Origin of the sequence: Gilliamella sp. wkB195, from assembly GCF_001690445.1 — a bacterium.
Lineage (GTDB): Bacteria > Pseudomonadota > Gammaproteobacteria > Enterobacterales > Orbaceae > Gilliamella > Gilliamella apicola_E.
The window spans coordinates 93464-118379 of record NZ_LZGP01000011.1 but is presented as its reverse complement, the minus strand read 5'-3'; the positions used below and the strand labels follow the sequence as shown (position 1 = coordinate 118379).

At 36.0% G+C, this 24916-nt stretch carries 20 protein-coding genes, 1 tRNA gene and 1 other RNA gene; 17 read left to right on the top strand and 5 right to left on the bottom strand.

Annotation, left to right across the window (positions count from 1 at the left end):
* The first annotated feature begins 23 nt into the window (after positions 1-23).
* Positions 24-710: a DedA family protein gene (locus tag A9G08_RS02730; RefSeq protein WP_065562210.1), complete on the top strand. Its 687-nt coding sequence runs from the start codon at positions 24-26 to the stop codon at positions 708-710.
* Between the two features lie 2 nt (positions 711-712).
* On the opposite strand, the gene rnpB is transcribed toward A9G08_RS02730, so the two are convergent.
* The 3 genes from rnpB to A9G08_RS02715 all read right to left on the bottom strand — a co-directional run bounded on the left by rnpB (position 713) and on the right by A9G08_RS02715 (position 2132).
* Positions 713-1100: RNase P RNA component class A (gene rnpB / locus A9G08_RS02725), an RNA gene on the bottom strand.
* 178 nt (positions 1101-1278) lie between these two features.
* Entirely contained in the window at positions 1279-1641 is a 363-nt protein-coding gene (gene bamE, locus A9G08_RS02720) for an outer membrane protein assembly factor BamE domain-containing protein (RefSeq protein WP_065562209.1), read from the bottom strand.
* Between the two features lie 209 nt (positions 1642-1850).
* Complete coding sequence (locus A9G08_RS02715) at positions 1851-2132, bottom strand: helix-turn-helix domain-containing protein (protein WP_065562208.1); 282 nt, start codon at positions 2130-2132, stop codon at positions 1851-1853.
* 178 nt (positions 2133-2310) lie between these two features.
* Here A9G08_RS02715 and A9G08_RS02710 point away from each other — a divergent pair, with 178 nt between their 5' ends.
* From A9G08_RS02710 to A9G08_RS02655, 13 genes are all read left to right on the top strand, one after another.
* Positions 2311-2667, top strand: coding sequence for a DNA-binding protein (locus A9G08_RS02710; protein WP_065562207.1), 357 nt, complete (start codon positions 2311-2313; stop codon positions 2665-2667).
* A gap of 64 nt (positions 2668-2731) precedes the next feature.
* Entirely contained in the window at positions 2732-3268 is a 537-nt protein-coding gene (proQ, locus tag A9G08_RS02705; RefSeq protein ID WP_065562206.1) for an RNA chaperone ProQ, read from the top strand.
* Between the two features lie 9 nt (positions 3269-3277).
* Positions 3278-5350 carry a carboxy terminal-processing peptidase gene (gene prc / locus A9G08_RS02700; RefSeq protein WP_065562205.1) on the top strand — a complete coding sequence of 691 codons (2073 nt, stop codon included), beginning with the start codon at positions 3278-3280 and terminating at the stop codon, positions 5348-5350.
* Positions 5351-5379: 29 nt separating this feature from the next.
* On the top strand, positions 5380-5469 hold the full coding sequence (cydH, locus tag A9G08_RS11580; RefSeq protein WP_141673908.1) for a cytochrome bd-I oxidase subunit CydH: 90 nt from the start codon (positions 5380-5382) through the stop codon (positions 5467-5469).
* Between the two features lie 68 nt (positions 5470-5537).
* Positions 5538-5625, top strand: a tRNA-Ser gene (locus tag A9G08_RS02695).
* 125 nt (positions 5626-5750) lie between these two features.
* Positions 5751-6644: a 50S ribosomal protein L3 N(5)-glutamine methyltransferase gene (gene prmB / locus A9G08_RS02690; RefSeq protein WP_065562204.1), complete on the top strand. Its 894-nt coding sequence runs from the start codon at positions 5751-5753 to the stop codon at positions 6642-6644.
* 31 nt (positions 6645-6675) lie between these two features.
* On the top strand, positions 6676-7743 hold the full coding sequence (gene aroC, locus A9G08_RS02685) for a chorismate synthase (RefSeq protein WP_065562203.1): 1068 nt from the start codon (positions 6676-6678) through the stop codon (positions 7741-7743).
* Between the two features lie 2 nt (positions 7744-7745).
* Entirely contained in the window at positions 7746-8498 is a 753-nt protein-coding gene (locus tag A9G08_RS02680) for a TSUP family transporter (RefSeq protein WP_065562202.1), read from the top strand.
* A gap of 659 nt (positions 8499-9157) precedes the next feature.
* Positions 9158-10081: a LysR family transcriptional regulator gene (locus A9G08_RS02675; RefSeq protein ID WP_065562201.1), complete on the top strand. Its 924-nt coding sequence runs from the start codon at positions 9158-9160 to the stop codon at positions 10079-10081.
* Positions 10082-10227: 146 nt separating this feature from the next.
* Positions 10228-10497, top strand: a complete 270-nt coding sequence (gene rpsO, locus A9G08_RS02670) for a 30S ribosomal protein S15 (RefSeq protein WP_065562200.1) — start codon at positions 10228-10230, stop codon at positions 10495-10497.
* A gap of 317 nt (positions 10498-10814) precedes the next feature.
* Positions 10815-12929 carry a polyribonucleotide nucleotidyltransferase gene (gene pnp, locus A9G08_RS02665; protein ID WP_065562199.1) on the top strand — a complete coding sequence of 705 codons (2115 nt, stop codon included), beginning with the start codon at positions 10815-10817 and terminating at the stop codon, positions 12927-12929.
* 25 nt (positions 12930-12954) lie between these two features.
* Complete coding sequence (nlpI, locus tag A9G08_RS02660) at positions 12955-13806, top strand: lipoprotein NlpI (RefSeq protein WP_065562198.1); 852 nt, start codon at positions 12955-12957, stop codon at positions 13804-13806.
* A 352-nt stretch (positions 13807-14158) separates the two neighbouring features.
* Positions 14159-15919: a DEAD/DEAH family ATP-dependent RNA helicase gene (locus tag A9G08_RS02655; RefSeq protein ID WP_081299458.1), complete on the top strand. Its 1761-nt coding sequence runs from the start codon at positions 14159-14161 to the stop codon at positions 15917-15919.
* 29 nt (positions 15920-15948) lie between these two features.
* Here the strand turns inward: A9G08_RS02655 and A9G08_RS02650 are convergent, their stop codons facing one another.
* Positions 15949-17346 (bottom strand): MFS transporter, encoded by a 1398-nt coding sequence (locus tag A9G08_RS02650; RefSeq protein WP_065562197.1) that lies wholly within the window; start codon positions 17344-17346, stop codon positions 15949-15951.
* A 146-nt stretch (positions 17347-17492) separates the two neighbouring features.
* On the opposite strand from A9G08_RS02650, the gene A9G08_RS02645 reads away from it, so the two are divergent.
* The 3 genes from A9G08_RS02645 to recB are packed head-to-tail and all read left to right on the top strand — an operon-like array spanning position 17493 to position 21692.
* Positions 17493-17789 carry a YfcZ/YiiS family protein gene (locus A9G08_RS02645; RefSeq protein ID WP_065562196.1) on the top strand — a complete coding sequence of 99 codons (297 nt, stop codon included), beginning with the start codon at positions 17493-17495 and terminating at the stop codon, positions 17787-17789.
* A gap of 25 nt (positions 17790-17814) precedes the next feature.
* The gene (gene sixA / locus A9G08_RS02640; RefSeq protein WP_218058379.1) at positions 17815-18258 is read left to right on the top strand and encodes a phosphohistidine phosphatase SixA; all 444 of its coding nucleotides are present in this window, start codon (positions 17815-17817) and stop codon (positions 18256-18258) included.
* Positions 18237-21692 carry an exodeoxyribonuclease V subunit beta gene (gene recB / locus A9G08_RS02635; RefSeq protein ID WP_065562194.1) on the top strand — a complete coding sequence of 1152 codons (3456 nt, stop codon included), beginning with the start codon at positions 18237-18239 and terminating at the stop codon, positions 21690-21692. Before sixA ends, recB begins: the two co-directional genes overlap by 22 nt.
* Positions 21693-21745: 53 nt before the next feature.
* Here the strand turns inward: recB and A9G08_RS02630 are convergent, their stop codons facing one another.
* Complete coding sequence (locus A9G08_RS02630) at positions 21746-24844, bottom strand: beta-galactosidase (RefSeq protein ID WP_065562193.1); 3099 nt, start codon at positions 24842-24844, stop codon at positions 21746-21748.
* Positions 24845-24916 lie beyond the last annotated feature (72 nt).

The window sequence follows — 24916 nt, the reverse complement described above, 5'->3', positions numbered from 1 at the left end:
ACATTAATGAGAAAATAAGCTAAATGGATACAATCATTACACTATATCAAGCATTTGTTCATATGGATATAAAAACACTCTCAAACCCAGATGTGTTATGGATATTATATGGAATGCTATTTGTCATCATTCTATTAGAAAACGGTGTATTACCCGCTGCTTTTTTACCGGGTGATAGTTTACTGTTTCTAACTGGCGTATTGATAAGTCTTGATGTTTTTCATTTTGGTCTTATAAACTTAATTCTAATTGCTGGTGCTGCCTTCGGCACATGGCTCGGTTATGCACAAGGCCGGTGGTTGGGTAATACCAAAACTGTACAGAATTGGATGGCACATTTGCCAGAAAAATATCACCATAAATCAGAGGTATTATTCCACAAATATGGCTTACAAGCACTATTTATTGGACGATTTATTGCATTTGTTCGCACATTATTACCAATGATGGCGGGGTTATCAGGTTTGCATAGCCGTAAATTTCACATCTACAATTGGGTAAGTGCAACATTATGGATATTTTTGATTGTTACATTAGGCTATTTATTTGGTTTATCACCAATTTTTAAAACATACGAAAAACAGATTATGTCTTTATTAATGTTAATACCAGTATTTTTATTGGTATTAGGATTAGTATTTTCGATTTGGTTAGCAGTAAAGCGTTGGTTGAGTAATAAAAAACAAGCAAAGCAAAACCGTAAAGAATAAAAAGGTGAAATTAACCGATAAGCCGGGTTCTGTCGTGGACAATCATTCCTCTAGGCTAATACTCACGCATTAGCTCAAGCAGTCTACCCGGATTCAACGCGGGCCGCGCCAATGAATCCCTATTTGACCTTGCTCCGAGTGGAGTTTACCGTGCCACAACTGTTACCAGCTGCGCGGTGCGCTCTTACCGCACCCTTTCACCCTTACCTGATCTTATTGCTAAGCCATCGGCGGTATACTCTCTGTTGCACTAGTCGTGAATGTTCGCTCTCGCCAACACCCCCAGGCGTTACCTGGCACTCTGCCCTATGGAGCCCGGACTTTCCTCCCCTCTGTTTGTCTCCCTTTTACAAGGGACTACAACAAAGCAGCGATTGTCTGGTTAATTTCGCAAATGAGTATAACGTAATAAAGACTTTTGTCCAGAGCGGAATAAAGTATATGAATGGAATCTAAACAAAATATGAAATTAAAATCTGAGAATAAGGGGATTTAACGGTAAGAACAATCATTAAGCAAATAGATAAAAAAGCACATCTAATTGATGTGCTTAATAATCAAATGATAATTACCACTTCTTCTGTTTATTGTTTTGCGAATAGTTAAACCAAGTTACAACACCTTGGTTTACCACTACTTCTAACGTACCTTCAAGAATGTCGTATTGAGTTTCCCCAAAAATTGCATTTTTGGTTGAACTTTTTTTAAGATATGTATAAGTCCATTTTGATTCGTTAGCATTAATGCTAACCTTACTTGCTGGTTGACCAAAAATATGCAGCAGTTGTGCCTCAGTGGTTGAGCCTTCAACAATTTTATCCACTTTCTCATGACTTAGTGGGGTACCTTGTTCTAAATAATTTTTTTGTGAACATGCGGATAATGCTAATACTGAAAATAAAAGCACCAAAATTTTACTAAGATTTTTCATAATAATTGCCTATTAAACTATGATTTATATCAAAAGATGGCTAATCATAGCATAGGATTAATATTGATGAAAATAATCAAGTTAGTTTAAATAAAGAAAATAGATGAATTGAATTGATAAAAGAATAAAGCAAAAACGAACACATGAAAACAAGCGTTTCTATATGTTTCCATATGTTTGTAAAAAAGTGTTAATTAGATTGTTGTCAGTTAATGATTTGAAGATGTATTATCTGAACTTTTTCTCAAAACTCGCTTAATTGGCTGTCTTGTCATTGAATTTATATAACGGCTTGGCCAAATTTGCGAGGGTTTTAAATTGAGTGCTTTAGCGATAATTGACTCTCCTTTTGTCCAAGGTCTAACAAGCGCATTGCTAAGTGTTGAAGAACTTAGTCCGGATTGACGAGATAGTTCAGCGAGAGTTGTCCCTTTCTTTTTTAATGCGGCAATAATGTCTGCTTTATGCCAATCATTAGATTTAATCTCCATTTTTTTCTTCCTTCTTAGTTTATAACCTTAAATATCTATGTTATGCTTTCTAGTTATCAAAACCAGTAAGTTTATAATTTAACTTTAAATAACAATGGTAGGTAGTTTCTTAGTATTGTAACAAAGTTTCTTTAATTTCTATAACTTTTTCTTGTTTCTTAAAAATAGGATTATTAGAATGAAAGAGTGGTTCTCACCAAAAGAACTATTAAGTATTGCAGGGATGCCATCAACAACACAAGGTATAAATCGTAAAGCAAGATCTGAAAACTGGACTTCTCGTAAACGTTCAGGCGTTCGTGGTAAAGCTATTGAGTATCACATTAGCAGCTTGTCAATAGAAGTTAAAAAAGCTTTGTATCTTGAGGAAGAGAGTGCAACTTATGTTGTTTCGCCAATTAATCCACTACAACTGTGGATGACAGCATTTGAACAATTATCTGCAGAAGAACAAACGATTGTCAGTTCATGGATAATGCGAAATGGTATCAAAGATTTTGTTTCTTTTATTAACAAACACAAAAAAGATAATTAGTGTTATTGTACAAGCTGAGATATACTTTATCGTCAGAAAATTTTTAGTAGCAATGGAATAATCAATGGAAAATCAGTTTCAATTAACAAATACTAAAGAGATTATTAATTATTTAAACCAGCAGTTTCCTAATTGTTTTACTATTGAAGGGGAAGCAAAGCCTTTAAAAATTGGCATCTTTCAAGATATTATCTCTCGCCTAGAAAATAGTGAATTATTGAGCAAAACCAAACTTCGCATTGCACTTAGAGCCTACACCATGGGTTGGCGCTATCTATATTGCATAAAGGAAGGTGCAAATCGCGTTGACTTAGATGGTAACCCAACTGAAGTTATTACCAAAGAACAAATGGAACATGCTCAGCAACAATTAAAAGAAAGCAAGGAGCAAGCTAAGGAAAGGGCAAAACAAAAACGTAAAGCAGCCCCTAAACCTTCTCGAAAACCTAGAGCTTTGAAAATTGGTGATTTTGTTCGAGTCAATGTTGGTCAAAAACCAGTTAAAGGACAGATCATTACTATTGAAAAAGAGCACATCAAAGTCAAAGTAGGAACAGGAATGGAACTAACAGTCAAACCTGAGCATATTATTAATCGATAGAGAATTTATATGAATAAGTTACTGAAAGGTTTTGTTAAATTCGGTCTCATTATATGTATTATTAGTACAACGGCTCAGGCCAAAGCTCCTGCAACGGAACAAATTCCAGTTTTAAAACAAGATGAAGTTCATCAAGTCGTCGCCAAACGAGTAACTAATTTCTTTACTCAATCACATTATCGTGATTTTTCCTTAGATGGTGCATTTTCAGCTAAAATTTTCGATCGCTATTTCAAATTATTAGATGGTAATAAAACTATCTTTCTTCAAGATGATGTAAACAAATTCCGTAATTACCAAGAACAATTAGGTCAAGAATTAAGAGATGGCGATCTAAAAACAGCTTACGATATCTACAACCTTTTTTTACAAAAACGCTACAACCGATATCAATATGCGCTTGAAGTATTGCAACGTCCAATGGACTTTAGCGCTAAAGACGAAATTAATTTTAAGCGTGAAGACCTAGCATGGGCAACTAATGAAAAAGAACTTGATGACTATTGGGAAAAACGCGTTAAATATGACGAGCTAAATTTAGCATTAACGGGTAAAAACGAGACTCAGATTCGTGAAGTATTAACTAAACGATATAAACGCGTATTAAAAACTATTGAACAATCTAATAATGAAGATTGTTTCCAAGTCTTTATGAATGCATTTGCACGCGAAATTGACCCTCATACTAGCTATTTAGCGCCGCGTAAAAAACGGGATTTTGATTCTGAAATGAGTTTATCTTTCGAAGGAATCGGTGCCACACTTAGTCAACAAGATGATTATACCGTAATCATGTCATTTGTAACAGGCGGTCCAGCCGAAAAAAGTAAATTATTAACAGTTGGCGATAAAATTATCGGGGTAGGGCAAAGCAATTCTCCTATAGAAGATGTAATCGGTTGGCGATTAGAGGATATTGTTGACAAAATACGCGGTCCTAAAAACACCATAGTAAAATTAGAAATTTTACCAGCGGGCAACAACAGCAAACCTAAAATCATTGAACTTAAACGTGACAAAATTCATTTTGAAGATCGAGAAGCAAAATTAAAAGTTATCAATAATAGCCGAGGCAAAGTCGGTATTATTGAAATACCAAGCTTTTATATTGGGTTAAGCAAAAAGGTTCAATCATTATTAATGGAAGCTAACAGCGAAAAATTACAAGGTCTAGTTATTGATTTGCGCAATAATGGTGGTGGTTCCTTAGCTGAAGTTATTGAGTTAACAGGTTTATTTATTGACAATGGTCCAGTCGTACAAGTGCGTGATAATCTTCAAAAAATCACGACTTATGATGACAAAAATAAAGGTATTGACTACAGTGGTCCAATTGTTGTGATGATTAACCGTTATAGTGCTTCAGCATCAGAAATTTTCTCAGCAGCAATGCAAGATTATGGTCGGGCAGTAATTGTTGGTGAAACCACCTATGGCAAGGGAACAGTACAAACTTCACGAGGTATCTCATACCCAGTTGATGCCCGTTTACACCCAAGCTGGCCTGAACTTGGTGGTGCTCAATATACTGTCCAAAAATTCTATCGTATTAATGGTGGCAGTACCCAATTAAAGGGTGTTGATCCTGATATTGAAATGACCAAAAGCCAATATGTTGATGAAACTGGTGAACGATTCTTAGATAATGCTATGCCATGGGATAAAATTCCTTCTGCAGACTATTTAACTGTAGCAAACATCAAACCACTATTAGCAAACTTAAAATCGCAACATGAAGCTCGAATTGCTAAAAACCCAGAATTCAACTATATCGAAGAAGACATTAAAGAATTTAATAGCAAAAAAAATGACAATCTCACTGTCTCATTAAATAAAAATGAACGTGAAACAGAGCAAAAAACTAAAGAAGAGCGAGACCTTAAGCGTATGAATGAACGCTTAAACCGTGCAGGTCTAGCACCTATTAAAAATTTAAAGGAACTTCCTAAAGATTATAAACAGCCAGATCCATTCTTAGATGAATCGGTAGAGATCTTGTTTGACTTAATACCTAATTATCCAAGTATTGAAGAAAGCAAAAACTTAGGTGGATTTTTATCTTTAGATAAACCAATTGAATAGTGTTAAAACGAAAGTAAGGAGAAAAGACTATGTGTACTGACTTAAAATATGCTTTAGTTGCAACCGTATTAATTTTATCCATTATTGCAGCTTTTGGCGTTGTTGTTTGCATGAATTAAGACTTGATTAATTTGGTCCAGATAATTATAGTATGCACCCTGCTTTTTTAAAGCGGGTGCTAAATTAAGGTGAGGTGTCCGAGTGGTTGAAGGAGCACGCCTGGAAAGTGTGTATACGGCAACGTATCAAGGGTTCGAATCCCTTCCTCACCGCCATTAAAATTTATTTAGTCATTGCAGCAAAGAACCCAGAGGTTCTATCTCATTACTGGTGACATATTCGCACAAGGTTAATGACCTGACGAGTAACCTCATCTTCTCCTTGATCTTCCGGAGTTAATATGGAAAATTTACGCACCGTTCAGGATTATATACGCTGGACCACGTCACAACTTAGTCAATCAGATATCTTTCTAGGGCATGGAACAGATAATCCTATAGATGAAGCTAAACAACTTATCTTAGCAACGTTAGGCTTATCATTATTTATTCCCCCTGAGTTTTATGCATCAAATCTAACTAGCGATGAAAAACAACAATTAAATGCGATCATCAATAAGCGAATTACTGATCGCTTACCAACACCTTACTTAACCAATCAAGCATGGTTTTGTGGTCACTGCTTTTATGTTGATGAAAGAGTATTAATACCTCGCTCTCCGATAGGCGAATTGATTAACAATCAATTTAAAGACTTAATTATTAGTCAACCAAAGAAAATCTTAGATCTTTGTACCGGTAGTGGCTGTATTGGGATTGCCTGTGCTTATGCCTTCCCTGAGGCGCAAGTTGATATTACCGATATCTCACTTGAAGCTCTTGATGTTGCTCAAACCAATATTGAAATGCACGATATGCAATATCAAGTCACCCCAATTCTATCTGATCTATTTAATGGATTACCTGATAACAAATATGACTTAATCGTCACTAATCCGCCTTATGTCGATGATGAAGACATGAATGATCTTCCAGATGAATTTTTATATGAACCAAAATTGGCGCTTGAAGCTGGGTTTGATGGGTTAGATTTAGTGAAAAGAATTTTACATGATGCAAGTAACTATTTAACACCAGAAGGCTTATTAATTTGTGAAGTCGGCAACAGCTGGGTATCTTTACAAGAACAGTATCCAGACGTACCATTTAACTGGATAACTTTTGAACATGGTGGACTTGGTGTATTTTCACTGAACTATAATGACCTAAAATCTTATCAACACTATTTTAAATAAATTAAATATAAAAAAATCGGAATAGAGAACTATGGCAGGAAATTCAATTGGTAAATTATTTAAAGTCACTACCTTTGGTGAATCACATGGCATTGCATTAGGATGCATTGTCGATGGTGTACCACCAGGAATGAGTTTAAACGAATCCGATATGCAACATGACCTTGATCGTCGTCGCCCAGGATCATCTCGCTACACAACTCAGCGTCGCGAAGCGGATCAAGTAAAAATTCTTTCAGGCGTATTTGAAGGGGTAACTACAGGAACCAGCATTGGATTACTTATTGAAAATACTGACCAACGTTCGCAAGATTATAGCAAAATAAAAGATATCTTCAGACCTAGTCATGCTGACTACACCTACCAAAAAAAATACGGAATTCGTGATTATCGTGGCGGTGGTCGATCATCAGCTCGTGAAACCGCCATGCGAGTTGCTGCAGGTGCTATTGCTAAAAAATATTTACATGAAAAACTGGGTATCACTATTCGCGGCTATTTAGCTCAAATGGGTGATATCGAGTGCCAACTAAAAGATTGGCAACAAGTAGACCAAAATCCTTTCTTTTGCCCTGATGAAAGCAAATTGGAAGCTCTTGATGAATTACTAAGAAAACTAAAAAAAGAGGGTGATTCTATCGGTGCTAAAGTTTGTATAGTGGCTGAGCATGTGCCAGTAGGGTTAGGTGAACCAGTCTTTGACAAACTCGACGCCGATCTTGCCCATGCGCTAATGAGCATCAATGCTGTCAAAGGCGTTGAAATAGGCGACGGATTTGCTACTGTCAACAAACGCGGAAGTGAAAATCGTGATGAAATTACCCCTGAAGGTTTTTTATCTAATCATGCTGGCGGTATTTTAGGCGGTATTAGCTCCGGGCAAACCATTTTGGCAAGTATTGCTTTAAAACCTACGCCAAGTATTGAAATTGCCGGGCAGTCGATTAATGTTAATGGTGATAGCGTTGAAGTATCGACGCATGGTCGACATGATCCTTGTGTGGGGATCCGAGCAGTACCAATTGCTGAAGCAATGGTTGCAATTGTTTTAATGGATCATTATCTTCGACATCGAGCACAATGTAGTGATGTAAAATAATCATGAGTTACGAATTACTGGCTTTACTTTTTTTTATTGCCATGTTGGCTGGTTTTATTGATTCTATTGCTGGTGGCGGTGGGCTATTAACAGTACCGGCACTTTTGGCGGTAGGCTTACCGCCAGCCAGCGCTTTAGCCACCAATAAATTACAAAGTACTGGGGGATCTTTTTCTGCCAGCCTTTACTTTATTCGTGAACGCATGGTTGATTTAAAACAGCAAAAATTCGCAATTACCTGTGCCTTTATTGGCTCGGCGCTTGGCACATTATCCGTCATGCATATACAAGCTGACTTCTTAAAATTACTCTTACCGATCTTAACTATTAGTGTTGGGCTCTATTTCTTACTCTCCCCGACCATTGGGGAAAATGACCGTAAAAGTCGCCTAACCATAATCCAATTCGCCTTATTACCAGCATTAGCTATCGGATTTTATGACGGTTTTTTTGGGCCCGGAGCTGGCTCATTTTACGCGCTTGCCTATATCACCCTTGCCGGTTTTAATTTAACCAAAGCCACTGTACATACCAAAGTACTCAATTTTACTTCTAACTTAGCGGGCTTAATCTTTTTTATTGTTGGTGGAGAAGTGGTATGGTCAATTGGTCTCGTTATGCTTGTTGGTCAATTTATTGGCGCAAGATTAGGGGCAAAAATGGTTATCGCTAAAGGGCGAAAATTGATAAGGCCAATGCTTATTACCGTTTCCACTATTATGAGTATCAAACTCATCTATGAAAACTTCTTTTAGTTATTCCGTTTTATACTAATAAGTAGGATTTTCATAACAAACTTGTTGTTGTTTTGTAGTTGAAGTTAAAAGACTACAAAAATGAAACGGTATACACTCCTCAATCTTTTTTACAAAAATTATTTGATATTGAATAATTTCATATTAACTATCTTCTTCTAAACCATAAATATTTATTAAATTTCTTGTACAAAACTGTAGCACTATATCTTTGTTGTTATGATTATTATCTTAGACATAAAAAAACACAAAAAAGTTGGTAGAAAAATCCAGGTTAATATTTTAATTATAAAACAATTGGTTATAATAAGAGTGTTCCCTATATACATAGGGATAAATCGTACAAAATTCAGTAAAAATTTATTTAGTTACTAAATTGAAGAAGTGATTTGTTATCATTGTGGTATCTATATAGGAAACTGGTAAGATATATTGATACTAGATAATTGATGAGTATGATAATTATCGACGATCCAAAGGTGAATAACAGCAATGAATTATACTGTAAACAAAGTGCTATATTAAATTAAACTAGTCTATCTATTTTGTTAAATTGGTTTTTTGAGCTATAGTTTTTACTGCACATATAATTATATTTAATATATAGTTAAATTTATATTGCAAAATGATTTGCTTATAACAATCCATTAAGTGATGCCATGAAACTTCAACAATTACGTTACATTTTAGAAATAGCTCGCTCAGGCTCGATTAATGAGGCTGCTAAGAATCTTTATATTACTCAGCCTAGTCTTTCAACTGCGGTTAAGGATTTGGAAGCCGAATTCGGTATCGAGATTTTTGTAAGAACATCAAAAGGGGTTTCACTTTCGGCTGATGGTGTGGAATTTTTGGGGTATGCTAAGCAGGTTTTAGATCAAGCTCAATTGTTGGAGCAACATTTTTCAAAAAAAGAACCCTCTAAGCAGTTATGCAGTATTTCAACGCAACATTATGCGTTTGCAGTTAATGCGTTTGTTAATTTAATCAAGAAGAATCATACAGATGAATATGAGTTTACCTTACGTGAAACGCGGACTTACGACATTATTACTGATGTTGCCAATTTGCGTAGTGAAGTGGGTATTTTGTATCTGACCGATTTTAATCAAAAGGTTATTTTGCGACTGCTTAAAGAGCATCGTCTTACTTTTAATCCTTTGTTTGAAGCCGATCCTCATGTGTTTATTAGCACTCATCATCCTTTAGCTGCTATGAAGTCGTTGACGCTTGAAGATTTGGAGGATTTTCCATATCTCTCTTTTGAACAGGGTGAATATAACTCTTTTTATTTTTCGGAAGAGATTTTAAGTACCGTCTATCATAAGAAAAGTATTCATGTAAGTGATAGAGCGACGTTGTTTAATTTATTGCATGGGTTAAATGGTTATACAATTAGTACTGGTGTGCTCAGTACTGATTTGAATGGTTCGGATATTTTGTCTATTCCTTTAGCCGTTGATGAGAAGATTTTAATCGGTTGGATAACTTCGCAAAAAGCGCAATTAAGTTTGTCGGCGCAAAATTATATTGAAGCGTTGAAAAAGCTTATCCAAGAAGAATATGGTTTTAAACTTAAATAAGCGTTTTAAATTACTAAATCAAATTGCTATTTCAATAAATTCCAGTATAATTGCGCACAATTCATATATTGATTATATGAATACCGAGGAATGTCTGAATTAGAGATCGGTCATTCCATTTTTTTATTTATTTTAAGAGGTTTATTATGTCTCTAACTGTAGAAGCAAAAGCGAAAATCGTTGCTGAATATGGTCGTGGTACTAACGACACTGGTTCAACTGAAGTTCAAGTCGCTCTTTTAACTGCGCGTATTAATGATTTACAAGGTCATTTTTCTGAGCATAAGAAAGATCACCATAGCCGTCGTGGTTTATTACGTATGGTTTCTAGCCGACGTAAATTATTAGATTATTTACGTCGTACAGACTTTGACCGTTATAACCAATTGATTCAAAAACTAGGTTTACGTCGCTAATATTTATCTACTTGAAAAGAGGCTTAGGCCTCTTTTTCGTTGTATAAATTTAGGGCTTTGCTATAATGCTGAGCTCGAAAAGCATGTTTAATTGCTTTGTAGAGAAAAATTAATAAAAATAGAAGATTATGTCTCATGTTTCGCGCGACTAATGAGAGCTCTATAATTTATAGATTTGTCATTAGTCGTGACAGTGAAATAATTTTTTGTTGAGTATCCCCCACATGGTTGAAGTGTGTATCAATATGTTCCAGCATTGTGCTGCTTCCTGTCGAAATATCAAACTTCAACATGATTTATAACAAGAGGAATTTATTTTGTTTAATCCGACATATCAAAAATTTCAATATGGTCGTCATACAGTTACATTAGAAACGGGTATTATGGCGCGTCAAGCAACAGCTGCGGTTATGGTCAATATGGACGATACTGCGGTTTTTGTGACTGTAGTAGCTAATAAGAAAGTGAAAGAAGGGCAAGACTTCTTTCCTTTAACCGTTAACTATCAAGAACGTACTTATGCAGCAGGCCGTATTCCTGGTGGTTTCTTTAAACGAGAAGGTCGTCCGAGCGAAGGCGAAACGTTAATTGCTCGTTTAATTGACCGTCCACTTCGTCCTTTATTCCCAGAAGGTTTTGTTAATGAGATTCAAATCATTGCAACTGTGGTGTCTGTAAATCCAGATGTTAGCCCTGATTTGGTGGCGATGATTGGTGCATCGGCTGCGCTTTGTTTATCTGGCGTACCGTTCCATGGTCCAATTGGTGCAGCACGTGTTGGTTTTATCAATGATGAGTTTGTGCTAAATCCATCAGTTAAAGAGCTAGCATCAAGCCGTTTAGATTTGGTTGTTGCAGGTACCAAAAGTGCCGTGTTAATGGTTGAATCAGAAGCTGATTTGTTAACTGAAGATCAGATGTTAGCTGCGGTGGTTTTTGGTCATGATCAACAACAAGTTGTTATTGATAATATTAATGAGTTTGTAGCGAAAGCGAACTGTGAAAAATGGGATTGGGTTGCACCAGCTAAAAATGAAGAGCTGTTTAATGCTGTTTCTGACTTAGCTAAAGCTCGTTTAGGTGAGGCTTATCGTATCACTGAAAAACAAGCTCGTTATGCACAAATCGATTTGATTAAAGAAGAAGTGTTAGCGGTACTTAAAGAGAAAGACGAAGAGCTTGATGAAAACGAAGTTATCAATATTATTGTTGATTTAGAAAGTCAAATCGTTCGTCAACGTGTTATTGCTGGTGAGCCACGCATTGATGGTCGTGAAAAAGATATGATTCGTGCGCTTGATATTCGTACCAATGTATTACCAAGAACGCATGGTAGTGCTTTATTTACGCGTGGTGAAACTCAAGCACTAGTGACAGCAACATTGGGAACTGAACGTGACGCTCAGATTATTGATGAGTTAACAGGTGAGTATACTGAGCGATTCTTATTACACTACAACTTCCCTCCATACTCAGTAGGTGAAACTGGCATGGTTGGTTCGCCAAAACGTCGTGAAATTGGTCATGGTCGTTTAGCTAAGCGTGGTGTTGCTGCTGTAATGCCAAGTAAAGAAGAGTTCCCATATACTGTTCGTGTGGTATCAGAGATTACTGAATCTAATGGTTCTTCTTCAATGGCTTCAGTTTGTGGTGCTTCGTTAGCGCTTATGGATGCTGGTGTGCCAATTAAGTCTTCTGTTGCAGGTATCGCAATGGGGCTTGTGAAAGAAGGCGATAACTTTGTGGTGTTATCTGATATTTTAGGTGATGAAGATCATCTAGGTGATATGGACTTCAAAGTAGCCGGTACCCGTGAAGGTGTGAGTGCGCTTCAAATGGATATCAAAATTGAAGGTATCACTAAAGAAATTATGCAAGTTGCATTAAATCAAGCTAAAGGTGCTCGCTTGCATATTTTAGGGGTGATGGAACAAGCAATTAATAAACCTCGTCAGGAAATTTCTGAATTTGCTCCTCGTATCTATACGATGAATGTTAATCCAGATAAAATACGCGATATTATCGGTAAAGGTGGTGCTACGATTCGTGCACTAACTGAAGAGACTGGTACTACCATTGAAATTACTGATGATGGTACAGTTAAAATTGCGGCAACTGATGGCAATAAGGCTAAAGATGCAATCGAACGTATTAATAATTTAGTTGCTGATGTTGAAATTGGTAAAATCTATACTGGTAAGGTAACCCGTATTGTTGATTTTGGTGCTTTTGTATCAATTATTGGTGGTAAAGAGGGACTTGTTCATGTTTCTCAAATTGCTGATCACCGTGTTGAGAAAGTTGCAGACTACTTGAAAGTAGGTCAAGAAGTGAATGTTAAAGTACTTGAAATTGATCGCCAAGGTCGAATTCGTTTAAGTATGAAAGATGCTGTTGAGCCGAATTCTGATGTTGAGCCAGCAGCTGAATAAGATATTATTCACCAGGAGTTAAAAAATGAGATTATTCAACCTGAGGATGTTGTGCTGTATTCTTGCAGTCATTATTTTGTCAGGTTGTTCAAATTCTCAGCCGTTACTTGTTGTTCCTGAGCAAGTTACCTATGACGATGAATTGAAAATAGCGCAAATTAGTCAGCAGTTATCAAGTCGCGATCTTGATACCCCATCTAGGATGCAGCTTATTTTTGAACGAGGAATTATTTACGATTCATTAGGTTTTAAAGCATTTGCACAAAGCGATTTTAACCATCTTTTAAGCTTTAACCCAGAAATTCCAGATGTATATAATTTTCTGGGTACTTATGCGTTAAGAGACGGTGATTTCGATAATGCGATGATGGCTTTTAATACAACATTAGAGCTGGATTCATCTTATGCTTATGCCTATTTCAATCGTGCAGTAACTCTGTATCGTACAGGGCATTATCAAGCTGCAAAGCTTGATGCAGAAAAATTTTATAAATATGATGTCAATGAGCCTATTCGGATTTTATGGCTTTATTTGATTGAAAAAGAAATAGATAAACAAGCTGCCTTAACTCAGCTACAAAAACGTTACGATCTTATTAACGATAAATCGAGTTATGGCAGTAATATCATTGCATTTTATTTAGGTAAGATAAGCGAATCTAAATTAATGCAAAACCTTCAACAAGGTGTTGAAAATGATCGGCAATTAGCCGAGCGCCTTTGTGAAGCTTACTTTTATTTAGGTAAATATTACCAAAGTAAAGGTAACAGTGAGCGTGCCAAAATGTTATTTAAATATGCTTTAGCAAATAATATTTATAACTTTGTTGAACATCAACAGGCGCTCTATGAAATTAAGTTACTTGACGAAAAGTAACAAGGGTCATGCCAGTTTAAAAGTGAAAATATTGTTATAGCGTAGTTCTGATTTGCCCAAAATATATTCTCGATTCTTTACATGTTTCTTATCAATTGTATTTTTTCAAATATCAATTGTATTAGAATAAATGGCTATTTGATTGAGTAAGTATTGGTTGTTAGTTATTGGGGTGAGTTGTAAATTTTCAATTTAGTGAGCTGGCATAAATTTATATAGGCTTCTTTATTTTGGTATAGTCATAATTTGTGATGTATGCAGTAATCCTCATGAATTATCTTGATTAATAACGATCAAATGTAATCCTAACCAAATATTAAGCGTATATAGGCAAATTTATAAGCGAGTTTACATGACAAAAGAAATATCTTTTATTGACCTTGGTTTATCTGAGGAAATCCTTAATGCATTAAATGATCTTGGTTTTACCAAACCATCACCAATCCAAGCTGAATGTATTCCCTTACTCTTAGAGGGTAATGATGTATTAGGTATGGCTCAAACAGGTAGTGGTAAGACTGCAGCCTTTTCAATCCCTTTTTTAATGAATATTGATGCTAATTTGAAAGCGCCACAATTATTGGTTTTAGCACCAACACGTGAGCTAGCTATTCAAGTTGCTGATGCTTGTGCTGAGTATTCTAAATATGTAAAAGGGGTTAAAGTATTAGCTCTTTATGGTGGTCAACGTTATGATGTGCAATTGCGTGCATTAAAACAAGGCCCTCAAATTGTTGTGGGGACGCCTGGTCGTTTATTAGATCATTTAAACCGTAAGACTTTAGATCTTTCTAATCTTAAAGGTTTAGTATTAGATGAAGCTGATGAAATGCTAAGAATGGGCTTTATTGATGATGTTGAAAGCATTATGGCTTCAATTCCAGAAGATCATCAAACGGCGCTGTTTTCAGCAACTATGCCAGCCCCAATTCGTCGGATTACTAAACGTTTTATGCATAATCCAAAAGAAGTGCAAATCAAAGGGACTAATCAAACGGCTCCTGATATTGATCAAAGCTATTGGTTAGTACGCGGTATGCGTAAGAATGAAGCAATTGTGCGCTTCTTAGAAGCTGAAGATTTTGATGCTGCGATTGTTTTTGTGCGTACTAAAACTGCAACTTTAGAAGTAGCAGAAGTATTAGAAAAACACGGTTATAGTTGTGCAGCCTTAAATGGTGATATGACGCAACAACTACGAGAACAAACACTCGATCGTTTACGTAATGGTCGGTTAGATATTTTAATTGCAACCGATGTTGCAGCGCGAGGGTTAGATGTTGAGCGTATTAGCTTAGTAATTAACTATGATATTACACTTGATTCTGAATCGTATGTTCATCGTATCGGACGAACTGGGCGCGCTGGACGAGCAGGGCGAGCGATTTTGTTTGTGGATAGTCGTGAGCGTCGTTTGCTAAAAAATATTGAGCAAACTATCAAGAAACCCATTCCGGAAGTGGCACTACCATCTAAAGAATTGCTTGAAAAACGTCGTTTGGCTAAATTTACTCAGCAAGTTCAACAACAACTTGAGAGTGCGGATTTAGATCAGTATCAATCGTTATTAACTCAAATCCAAGCTGATAGTGGTGCAGATCTTGAAACGATTGCAACTGCACTGTTACGTTTAGCACAAAGTGATCGTCCGTTAATTCTTCCTCCTGATCCGGTCTTTAAACCAACAAGAGAGTATCGTGATGGTCGAAGTGGTGAGCGCCGTTTACGAGGCGATAATCGTGAGTCTCCAAAACGTCGTGAGCGTCGAGATGTTGGTGAGATGGATATGTACCGTATTGAAATTGGTAAAGAAAACGGTGTTGAAGTGCGCCATATTGTTGGTGCAATTGCCAATGAAGCTGATATTAGTAGTCGCTATATTGGTAATATCAAACTTTACGAGACTTATTCAACAGTAGAATTACCAAAAGGTATGCCTAAAGATATCCTTAAGCACTTTGAGCGCGTTAGAGTGCTAAATCAACCGATGAAAATGAGTTTAGTTACAGGTAAACCATCTGAAGCTAAGCGTGGAAGTAGAAGTAGTAAACCTGAGTCTAAGGATAAAGGTTTTGCGAAAAAACGGGGTCGCCCATCAGCACCTAAGTTTTAGAACTTTAATTCATCTTAAACCTCTGCATCTTATGGCAGAGGTTTTTTTTCATTTAAATTGTTGCCAGCATTTTTGGGTAACATGATAAAATCAATCATCGCCAATAAAGTCATTCCTGCCACCATAAATAATGCTAACCGAAAATCTTCAATCATTATCTGATTATGTTTATTATAGCTTGACGCAATAAATAGAAATAAGGCACTTAAAACAATGCCTAGCACGTTGTTTAGTTGTTGAAAAAGGGTTGATAAAATATTAGCGCTTTGCATTTCGTTTTTTTCAATTTCTGAAAAACTTAAGGTTGTTATTGTAGTAAATTGGATCGAACGTGTACCACCAGAAAAGAATAGAACCAATATAATCCAAATGATTGGTGTTTTTGGTGTGAAGAGCGCACACAATACAAAACTAAATGACAATAATAGACCATTAACGATTAGAATTTTACGAAACCCAAACTTGTGAATTAAAGGTGTATTAATGGTTTTGAAAATGATATTTCCTGCGAATAGTGAAAGTAATAAGGAACCAGCTGTTAATGGTGACCATCCAAAACCGACTTGAAACATTAGTGGTAAAATAAATGGAGCGCTGTTCAAGCCCATCCGTATTAGTGAGCCTCCAAAGAAGGTCATTCTAAATGTGCGTTTTGAAAATGCGTATAAGCTAATTAATGGGTATTGTGTGTGCGTGAGATGATAATAGGCGAAGATTAATATTAGGCAACCTGCAAAGGAAGTGCCGAGAGCTAGCCATAAACGACTATTTGAGTGGGAAACCATTTCAAGTCCATACACAAACAATAATAAGCCTAAGCCACAAGCGATAAATCCAACAATATCAAATGAGCGTTTTTCAGGTAGTTCTTTAGGTAATAGGTGATGAGCGAAAAATAATGCAATAAAGCCTAATGGAATATTGAGGATAAATATCCAATGCCAAGTGAGATATTGGGCAAAAAATCCACCAATAATGGGTCCCATCAATGGTGCAATTAAACCTGGCCAAACGAGAATTGATATTGTGCTAACAAGATGCTGTTTTTCAGTTCGACTTAGTACTACTGTTCTACCTACTGGCACCATTAATGATCCCCCTAAACCTTGAATCAATCTTGCGATAGTAAACATGGTTAGGTTAGTTGATAAAGCACACAATATTGATGCCAACATAAATAATATAATTGAAATCGAGAAGACACGATAAGCTGTAAATCGATTTGCGATCCAGCCACTCGCGGGAAGGCCAATTGTAAGTGCTAACATATAGGCGCTAATACCGATAGATAAATCTTGTGGATTAGTTAAAAATGATTTCGCCATTGCGGGAATTGCTGTGGTTATCACCGTAGCGTCTAGATTTTCCATGAAGAAGGTTGCCGCTACTAAAATAGCCATTTTACGAATGTGATTATAGTGTTCCATAATATTACAAATTAATTCAAAAATATAAAAATTAGGAACTAATATACGCTAAAAATTTTTGCCGTGGTAAAGCTTTTTTACATTTTGCCCTTGGTGTTTATTCAGAGTATACTAATACCAATTCAATCGGTGAACAGAGGTATAGGATGACAGATTCTCTAAATAAATGTAAAGCTAATGAAACACCAGCTTGTTGTTGTGTTGATGTCGGCACAATTATTGATAATGAAGATTGTAGTGCAGAATATGAAAATATTTTCACAACTGAATCAGAAGCAAAAGCAAAATTAGCCTCTTTGACACAAGCAGCTAAAGATGTTGAAACAGAACCTTGCGAAATCAATAGCAGCATCGATAAAGTAGAAAATGGCTATAAATTGACAGCTAAATTTACTTTCTGTTGTGGTGCAGAATGTATGATCTTCCAATTAAAATTACGTTAATTCCTGTTTTATGAAGATTTGTATTATGAGGCATGGTGAAGCAGGTTTTTCTGCTTCATCTGATGCAAGTCGATCATTGACTGATTTTGGTAGAAAACAAGCCAGTTTGGCTGGTATATGGCTTAATCAGCAAGATTTCAAATTTGATTTAGGGTTAGTTAGTCCTTATCTAAGAGCACAACAAACTTTCTCTGAATTGTCTTCATACTGCCACATACCTAAAGTTGAAACTGATAATTTTTTGGTGCCAGGTGGAAGTCCTTCCCATATTGCCGATTTATTAATGACACTTCCCGCTCGTGGGATCGAGAATGTAATTATTGTTTCCCATCTTCCTTTAGTTGGTTATTTGGTTAATGAATTATGTCCAGATGTTTCACCACCAATGTTTCCTACAGCTGCTATTGCTTGTGTTGAACTATCATCCAATGCGGCAGGAAAGTTAGAATGGTTTCATGTAGTGGAATAAAAAAACTTAATCTTTTTGATTTACCGTTAACAGGTCGAACGCTGATCGAAGCGTCGGCTGGGACTGGTAAAACCTATTCGCTCGCATTCATTTATCTCCGGTTATTACTTGGGATTGGTAAAAATAACTATCCTACACCGCTCGAGGTTAATCAAATTTTAGTTGTGACTTTTACAAAAGCTGCAACTCAAGAACTTAGATCGCGAATAAGACAAAATATCCAAGAACTGCGTTTAGGACTTTTACAAGGTCGTCATGAAGATCCTATCTATCAACAGCTAATTGATTTAGTTGAAGATACAGATGATGCTATCCAAAGACTAACTCAAGCTCAACAATCAATGGATGATGCAGCGATTTATACTATCCATGGTTTTTGTCAACGCATTTTAACTAGCCATGCTTTTGAATCTGGGGTACTGTTTGAGCAGACGCTAATTACTGATGAGCAAGACCTAAAGTTACAAGTTGTCCAAGATTTTTGGCGTCACTATTTTGTTCCGCTTGATAGAGCGTTAGTTTATTTAATTCTTGATTATTGGCAAGATCCAAAATCATTATTATCAGATATTAATCCTTATTTAAATTTTGAATTTGATCAATCGCAAGAAGAGAATTTTGACATTACTAAAAAGATCGAGCAGTTTTATCGAAAACATCTTGAGCAGATCGAATTAGTTAAAAAACTGTGGTTAGATTCTGTTGCAGATCTTCCTGAAATCATTGCTCGATCAGGAGTTAATAAACAATCTTATAATAACCGCTTTTTACCGAATTGGTTTGCTAAAGTGACTGCTTGGGCCCAATTACCCACCCAATCATTCAAAATACCTAGTGAATTAACTAAATTTAGCCAATCGATTTTAATTGAAAAAACTAAGCAAGATAAAGATCCTCCTGTTCATGTTGTTTTTGAAAAGATCGATCGGTTATGCAATAGTGCTATTGATTTACGTAGCGAAATTTTAATGGATATCGTTAGCGTCATTCAAAAAGGTATTTATGCGCAAAAAGTTAAACTTGGTAAGATGAGTTTTGACGATTTATTAACCCAGTTAAATCGCGCCTTACGAGCTAGAAATGGAAAGCGATTAGCACAAAGTATTGCGCAAAAATATTGCGTGGCTTTGATTGATGAATTTCAAGATACTGATCCTGTGCAATATAAAATCTTTGATCGTATCTATGATCGTTATCCTGAATCAACCGGTTTACTGTTTATTGGTGATCCGAAGCAAGCTATTTATAGTTTTCGTGGTGCGGATATTTTTACTTATTTAAAAGCGAAATTATCAACCGGTGAAAATAATTTTACTATGCAGGTTAATCATCGCTCCTCATCGTCTATGGTTGATGCAGTCAATGCACTATTTAGCAATCATGATAATCCTTTTATTTTTGAAAATATTTCTTTTTTTCCAATGGAAAGTGCTGAAAGAAATCAGCATAAAGGATTGATCATCAATCAACGTGAAGTTAATGCGTTAACAGCCTATTTATTACCTGATGAAGTTACCACAAAAACAGATTATCAAGAACATATTGCTAGCTGTTGCGCTAAGCAAATTGTGACTTGGTTGACAGATCCAACAATTTTGATAAAGGATAAAGATGAGCATCGTTCAATCACCACTGCTGATATTGCGATTTTAGTCCGAACTGGGCGCGAAGCCGAAATCATCCAACAAAAATTGGCTGCTTTTGGGGTTAAAAGCGTTTATTTATCCAATCGTAATAGCGTATTTCTATCTAAAGAAGCACAAGAGATTCTTTATCTATTACAAGCTGTTTTAATGCCCGAAAATGAAGCGGCTTTGCGTTTAGCTTTAATGACGACACTATTAGGGCAAACAATGGCCGAGCTGGAGCAAATTATCGATGATCAAGATAAATGGGAAGGGTTGATAGAGGAGTTCAAACAGTACCAGATTATTTGGCAATATTATGGTGTGTTAGTAATGTTGCGGCGGATGATGAAAAAGCGTAAGTTAGCTGAAAATATCCTAGCTAGCCCAAATGGTGAACGTACATTAACTAACTTTATGCATTTAGGCGAATTGCTGCAAGAAGCCGCTGATGAACTAGATAGCCCACATGCTTTGGTTCGTTGGTTATCTAGGCAAATTGTCAGCCCTGACTCTAATATAGAAAATCATGAACAACGCTTAGAAAGCGATGAAAATTTAGTAAAAATTATTACGATCCATAAATCAAAAGGTTTAGAGTTTCCTATTGTATGGTTACCATTTGCTGCCCAATTTCGTAATTCAGATAGTCAGTTTTATCATGATAAAAATAATGATTATCAACCCACTTATGCTTGGTTATTAACCGATGATGTCAAACAACAAATTGAAGATGAACGTTTAGCTGAAGATCTACGATTACTTTATGTGGCGATGACGCGCTCAATCTATCATTGTAGTGTTGGCTTAGCATCATTGAAAAAGAGTCAATCAGCAATTGATTATTTATTAAAAGGCCAATTACGCTCGATTGGTAAATTTGCTGATTTGGTTGAACTACAATTACCTATATTGGGGGAGCAGTATACTGCCACAGAAGCTCCTAATATGTTACTGGCTGCTAATGAATTTAAACGTAAATTATCTAATAGTTGGCGAGTGACAAGCTATACCGAGTTACAAAAACATAACAATGGTTTTAATTTAGCTAGTGATTGGAGTGAGAGTCGTGTACCGCCAGATGCTTCTTTATTATCTGAGGTGCAATATGACATTCATCATTTCCCCAAAGGTGCTTATGTTGGTACATTGTTACATTCCATTATGGAAAATTTAACGCCAAGTAATGCCGATGAATTATGTACAACTACGATTAAAAAATTGGGTTTAGATGAACCTTGGTTAAGGGTACTAAATGATTGGCTTCAACAAGTATTAACAACTAAGCTACATCAAGATTGTTCGACATTAGCCAGTATTTTAAATAGCAAATGCATTAATGAACTACAATTCTATTTTCCTATTCGCCATGCCGTGACTAGCTCGCAACTAGATAGTTTATGCAAACAATACGATGATTTATCTAAACAGTGTCCACCTTTAGATTTTGAAACGGTACAAGGCATGTTAAAGGGATTTATCGATTTAGTGTTTGAGTATCAAGGTAAATATTATATTGTTGACTATAAATCAAATTGGTTAGGTGATGGTATAGAGGCCTATACTGAGCAAGCATTAAATCAAGTAATGTGTGAGCATCGTTATGAATTGCAATATCAACTTTATTGTTTGGCGTTGCATCGATTTTTGCGAAGTCGTTTACCCGACTATCGATATGAAACTTATTTTGGCGGAGTTTACTATCTATTCTTACGTGGGCTTCCGGATAAAGGCGTTTTTTACCATCTACCAAAACAAGAGTTTATTGAGAAGCTTGATAAATTGTTTGATGGTGAGAGTTTAGCTTAAATAAAAAAGGCACAAATAGTTGTGCCTTTAATTTTTTAAAGAAATTATGTAAATCAACATTTAAATTTTAGTTGATATCGATAATGTTTATCGGTTAGTAAATATTCACTGTGAACATTTGGTGTCCAAGAATCATCACCGCCTATTCCCATATGATAAGCATCAATACTGACATAGGCGTCTTGTTGTGGTTCTAATAAGTGTCTATGGCTTTTTTCCATCAATTGTTTAGTTCCATATTGATTGATGTTAAATTTAAAATGATGACCAGTAATCGTCATCTCATTAAGTGTTAATTGTTTTACATCACAGCGTAGGCCGTTTTCACATGGATAAATGTAAGGTGTGTAAAGTTCAGAAAATGGTAATGACCAATCACCAAAAATCGCTGAAGTTTTTCGATCTGGATAATTTTCATGTGGTCCTAAGCCAAGCCATTTCACCTGTTTTGGTATCCCTTTTAATTGATACGTCAAACCTATACGAGCTGGTGCTGGCATGTCATTGGCAATGTCCACTTCAACTGAGATAGTTAAGATACCATCTTGATCAAACTGATGTACCCACTTACTTTGAATAACTTTGCGTTTTTTTACCGAGTAGCTGTGCAAAACTTCAATGATCACATAATTCTCAGTTTGTGATGCTCTTATTGCTAAACATTTGTGGCTTAAATCAAAGTAACCTGCCGCCTTCCACTGTTCGACCCATGCATATGGATTGTTATTACTGTCAAAGTCACCACTAATTCCAATATCATTATCGATTGGTGCTCGTATAAACTGATCTGCAATAGCGCTGGCTAATAGTGGTTTTTTGTTTTTGCTCCATTGACTAAGTTGGCCAGTTTTTTTGTTGATTTGCCAACTCTGGTTCTTCCAATTAACAACAAATTCGGTTTTATTTTCAGTTAATTTTAGTGATGTTTTGTTGTTACTAAATGCTAATTGTGGAATAAAACTATTGGTTAATTTAAATTGTTCCCAAGCCACAACGTGTTTTGCTGGAGACCAAGTAGTAGCTCTATTTTGGATGACTCTGAGTGATAAGTGTAAGTCTTCACCATCAAAGTTATTATCAATGTCATCTATAAGTTTGAGTTCAATAGGGTTATTAGGTGAAATAGTCAGTTTAACTTTACCACTCAGTTGGATTTTACCATCAACCAACAATTCCCATTCTAATGTTTCATTGTTAGTAGTATAGAATAAATACTCACTCTTTACTTTAATAACTAATGGTTTTTGGTTTACAAGTTTAAATTGGAAAGGTTGTTGTACTTTTTTAGCTTCAATTAAACTTGGGTGTGCTTGGCGATCAGGAAACACTAAACCGTCTAAACAAAATTGTCTGTCATGATACGCTTCACCAAAATCACCACCGTAAGCCCAATAACTTTCGCCAGATTTGGTATGGCAACGAATACCATGATCAGCCCATTCCCAAATAAATCCTCCTTGTAATCGAGGATATTGTCTAAAGGCTTGCCAATATTTATAGAATGCACCTAGACTGTTTCCCATTGCATGAGCATATTCACATAAAATAAGTGGCCGTTCTTCATCTGGCATGGATATCCATTTTTTTATCGCCCATTTAGGCACATTAGGATGAGATTGATCTTGTTCAACTCGGGCATACATAGGGCAAATAATGTCAGTAGCTTTAGTATTGGCACCACCACCTTCATATTGCACTGGACGAGTTGGGTCATTGCTTTTTATCCATGAATATAGTGCATCATGATTTGCCCCGTGCCCTGATTCATTTCCTAATGACCAAATAATTATGGCAGGATGATTTCGGTCACGTTGAACCATGCGAGTTACTCGTTCACTATAAGCTGCTAACCAACGAGGATCGTCAGATAATCGAGACATTGGAAACATGCCGTGCGATTCAATATTGGCTTCATCAACTACGTATAGTCCAAATTCATCACAAAGTTCATACCAACGAGGATCGTTAGGGTAATGGCTGCAACGTACAGCGTTGAAGTTGTGCTGTTTAATTAACTTTATATCGTGCAACATGGCTTGTTCGGTAACAGCATAGCCCATATCAGGATAAAATTCGTGACGGTTAGTTCCTTTAATAAGAAGTGGTTTACCGTTTAAACAGAGTTGCCCATGTTTGATTTCAACAGTTCGGAAACCAATATTATAAGCCTCTGATTCAATCAAGCCGGTTTTCTTATGATTTAAGCTAACAACTAGTCGGTAAAGATTTGGGGTTTCGGCACTCCACAATTGTGGTTTATTGACGGGGATATGGCATGTCATTCGGTCATTATATCCACCTTTTTCATCAACAAAAGATACTCCGATTGGTTGCGTTTGTTCAAGAATGAGTTTGTCTTTTTGCCATAACTCAATACCGACATTTAGCATGTCCATTTCACTGTCATGCTTTACGTTAACTTGCAATGTTAATATTGCATTTTGATAGCAAGCGTCAAGCTCCGTTTTAACATGAATATCACTCAAATGTGATTTTGGTTTGTTAAGTAGTGAAACTCCACGGAAAATACCACTTAATCGCCACATATCTTGATCTTCTAAATAACTACCATCACACCATTTCAATACTAATACAGCAATTCGATTTTCACCTTCTTTTAAAAAAGGCGTTAAATCAAATTCAGCAGCGATGCGACTGTCTTGTGAATAGCCAACCCAATTGCCGTTACACCAAAGATGAAATGCTGAGCTGACACCATCAAATATAATTCTTGTGTCCCCTTTATTTAACCATTTTTTATCAATTTTAAAATAGCGAGAATAGCAACCAGTTGGGTTATCTTCAGGAACAAATGGGGGATTATAAGGAAATGGATATCGGATATTAGTATAAACAGGCGCATCATAGCCATGTAATTGCCAATTTGATGGAACTGGAATAGTATTTTTATCTATTTCTTTTTTTAACCATGATACAGGTACTTGTTTAGGATTTTGGTAATAACTAAAAAACCAGTCACCATTAAGTGAAATAATGGCACTTGAATCAGCATTATTTTTAGCATTTTGCTTGTTTCGCCAACTATGAAATTTTGGATGGGTATCAAGTTTGTTCATGCTTAATACAGATAGATTATTCCAATCTTGTCTGTTGATAATATCATCTAGGGACGGATTCATAAGCCTCTCCATTTGTTCAAGTATATCTGATAATGTCTAAAATCTTTTTTGACTTTTTAATTATAATGATTCAATTATTGAAAA

Coding starts and splice junctions, on each gene's coding strand:
- A9G08_RS02730 (WP_065562210.1), top strand. CDS start 24: ATGGATACAATCATTACACTATATCAAGCATTTGTTCATATGGATATA.
- bamE (WP_065562209.1), bottom strand. CDS start 1,641: ATGAAAAATCTTAGTAAAATTTTGGTGCTTTTATTTTCAGTATTAGCA.
- A9G08_RS02715 (WP_065562208.1), bottom strand. CDS start 2,132: ATGGAGATTAAATCTAATGATTGGCATAAAGCAGACATTATTGCCGCA.
- A9G08_RS02710 (WP_065562207.1), top strand. CDS start 2,311: ATGAAAGAGTGGTTCTCACCAAAAGAACTATTAAGTATTGCAGGGATG.
- proQ (WP_065562206.1), top strand. CDS start 2,732: ATGGAAAATCAGTTTCAATTAACAAATACTAAAGAGATTATTAATTAT.
- prc (WP_065562205.1), top strand. CDS start 3,278: ATGAATAAGTTACTGAAAGGTTTTGTTAAATTCGGTCTCATTATATGT.
- cydH (WP_141673908.1), top strand. CDS start 5,380: ATGTGTACTGACTTAAAATATGCTTTAGTTGCAACCGTATTAATTTTA.
- prmB (WP_065562204.1), top strand. CDS start 5,751: ATGGAAAATTTACGCACCGTTCAGGATTATATACGCTGGACCACGTCA.
- aroC (WP_065562203.1), top strand. CDS start 6,676: ATGGCAGGAAATTCAATTGGTAAATTATTTAAAGTCACTACCTTTGGT.
- A9G08_RS02680 (WP_065562202.1), top strand. CDS start 7,746: ATGAGTTACGAATTACTGGCTTTACTTTTTTTTATTGCCATGTTGGCT.
- A9G08_RS02675 (WP_065562201.1), top strand. CDS start 9,158: ATGAAACTTCAACAATTACGTTACATTTTAGAAATAGCTCGCTCAGGC.
- rpsO (WP_065562200.1), top strand. CDS start 10,228: ATGTCTCTAACTGTAGAAGCAAAAGCGAAAATCGTTGCTGAATATGGT.
- nlpI (WP_065562198.1), top strand. CDS start 12,955: ATGAGATTATTCAACCTGAGGATGTTGTGCTGTATTCTTGCAGTCATT.
- A9G08_RS02655 (WP_081299458.1), top strand. CDS start 14,159: ATGACAAAAGAAATATCTTTTATTGACCTTGGTTTATCTGAGGAAATC.
- A9G08_RS02650 (WP_065562197.1), bottom strand. CDS start 17,346: ATGGAACACTATAATCACATTCGTAAAATGGCTATTTTAGTAGCGGCA.
- A9G08_RS02645 (WP_065562196.1), top strand. CDS start 17,493: ATGACAGATTCTCTAAATAAATGTAAAGCTAATGAAACACCAGCTTGT.
- sixA (WP_218058379.1), top strand. CDS start 17,815: ATGAGGCATGGTGAAGCAGGTTTTTCTGCTTCATCTGATGCAAGTCGA.
- recB (WP_065562194.1), top strand. CDS start 18,237: ATGGTTTCATGTAGTGGAATAAAAAAACTTAATCTTTTTGATTTACCG.
- A9G08_RS02630 (WP_065562193.1), bottom strand. CDS start 24,844: ATGGAGAGGCTTATGAATCCGTCCCTAGATGATATTATCAACAGACAA.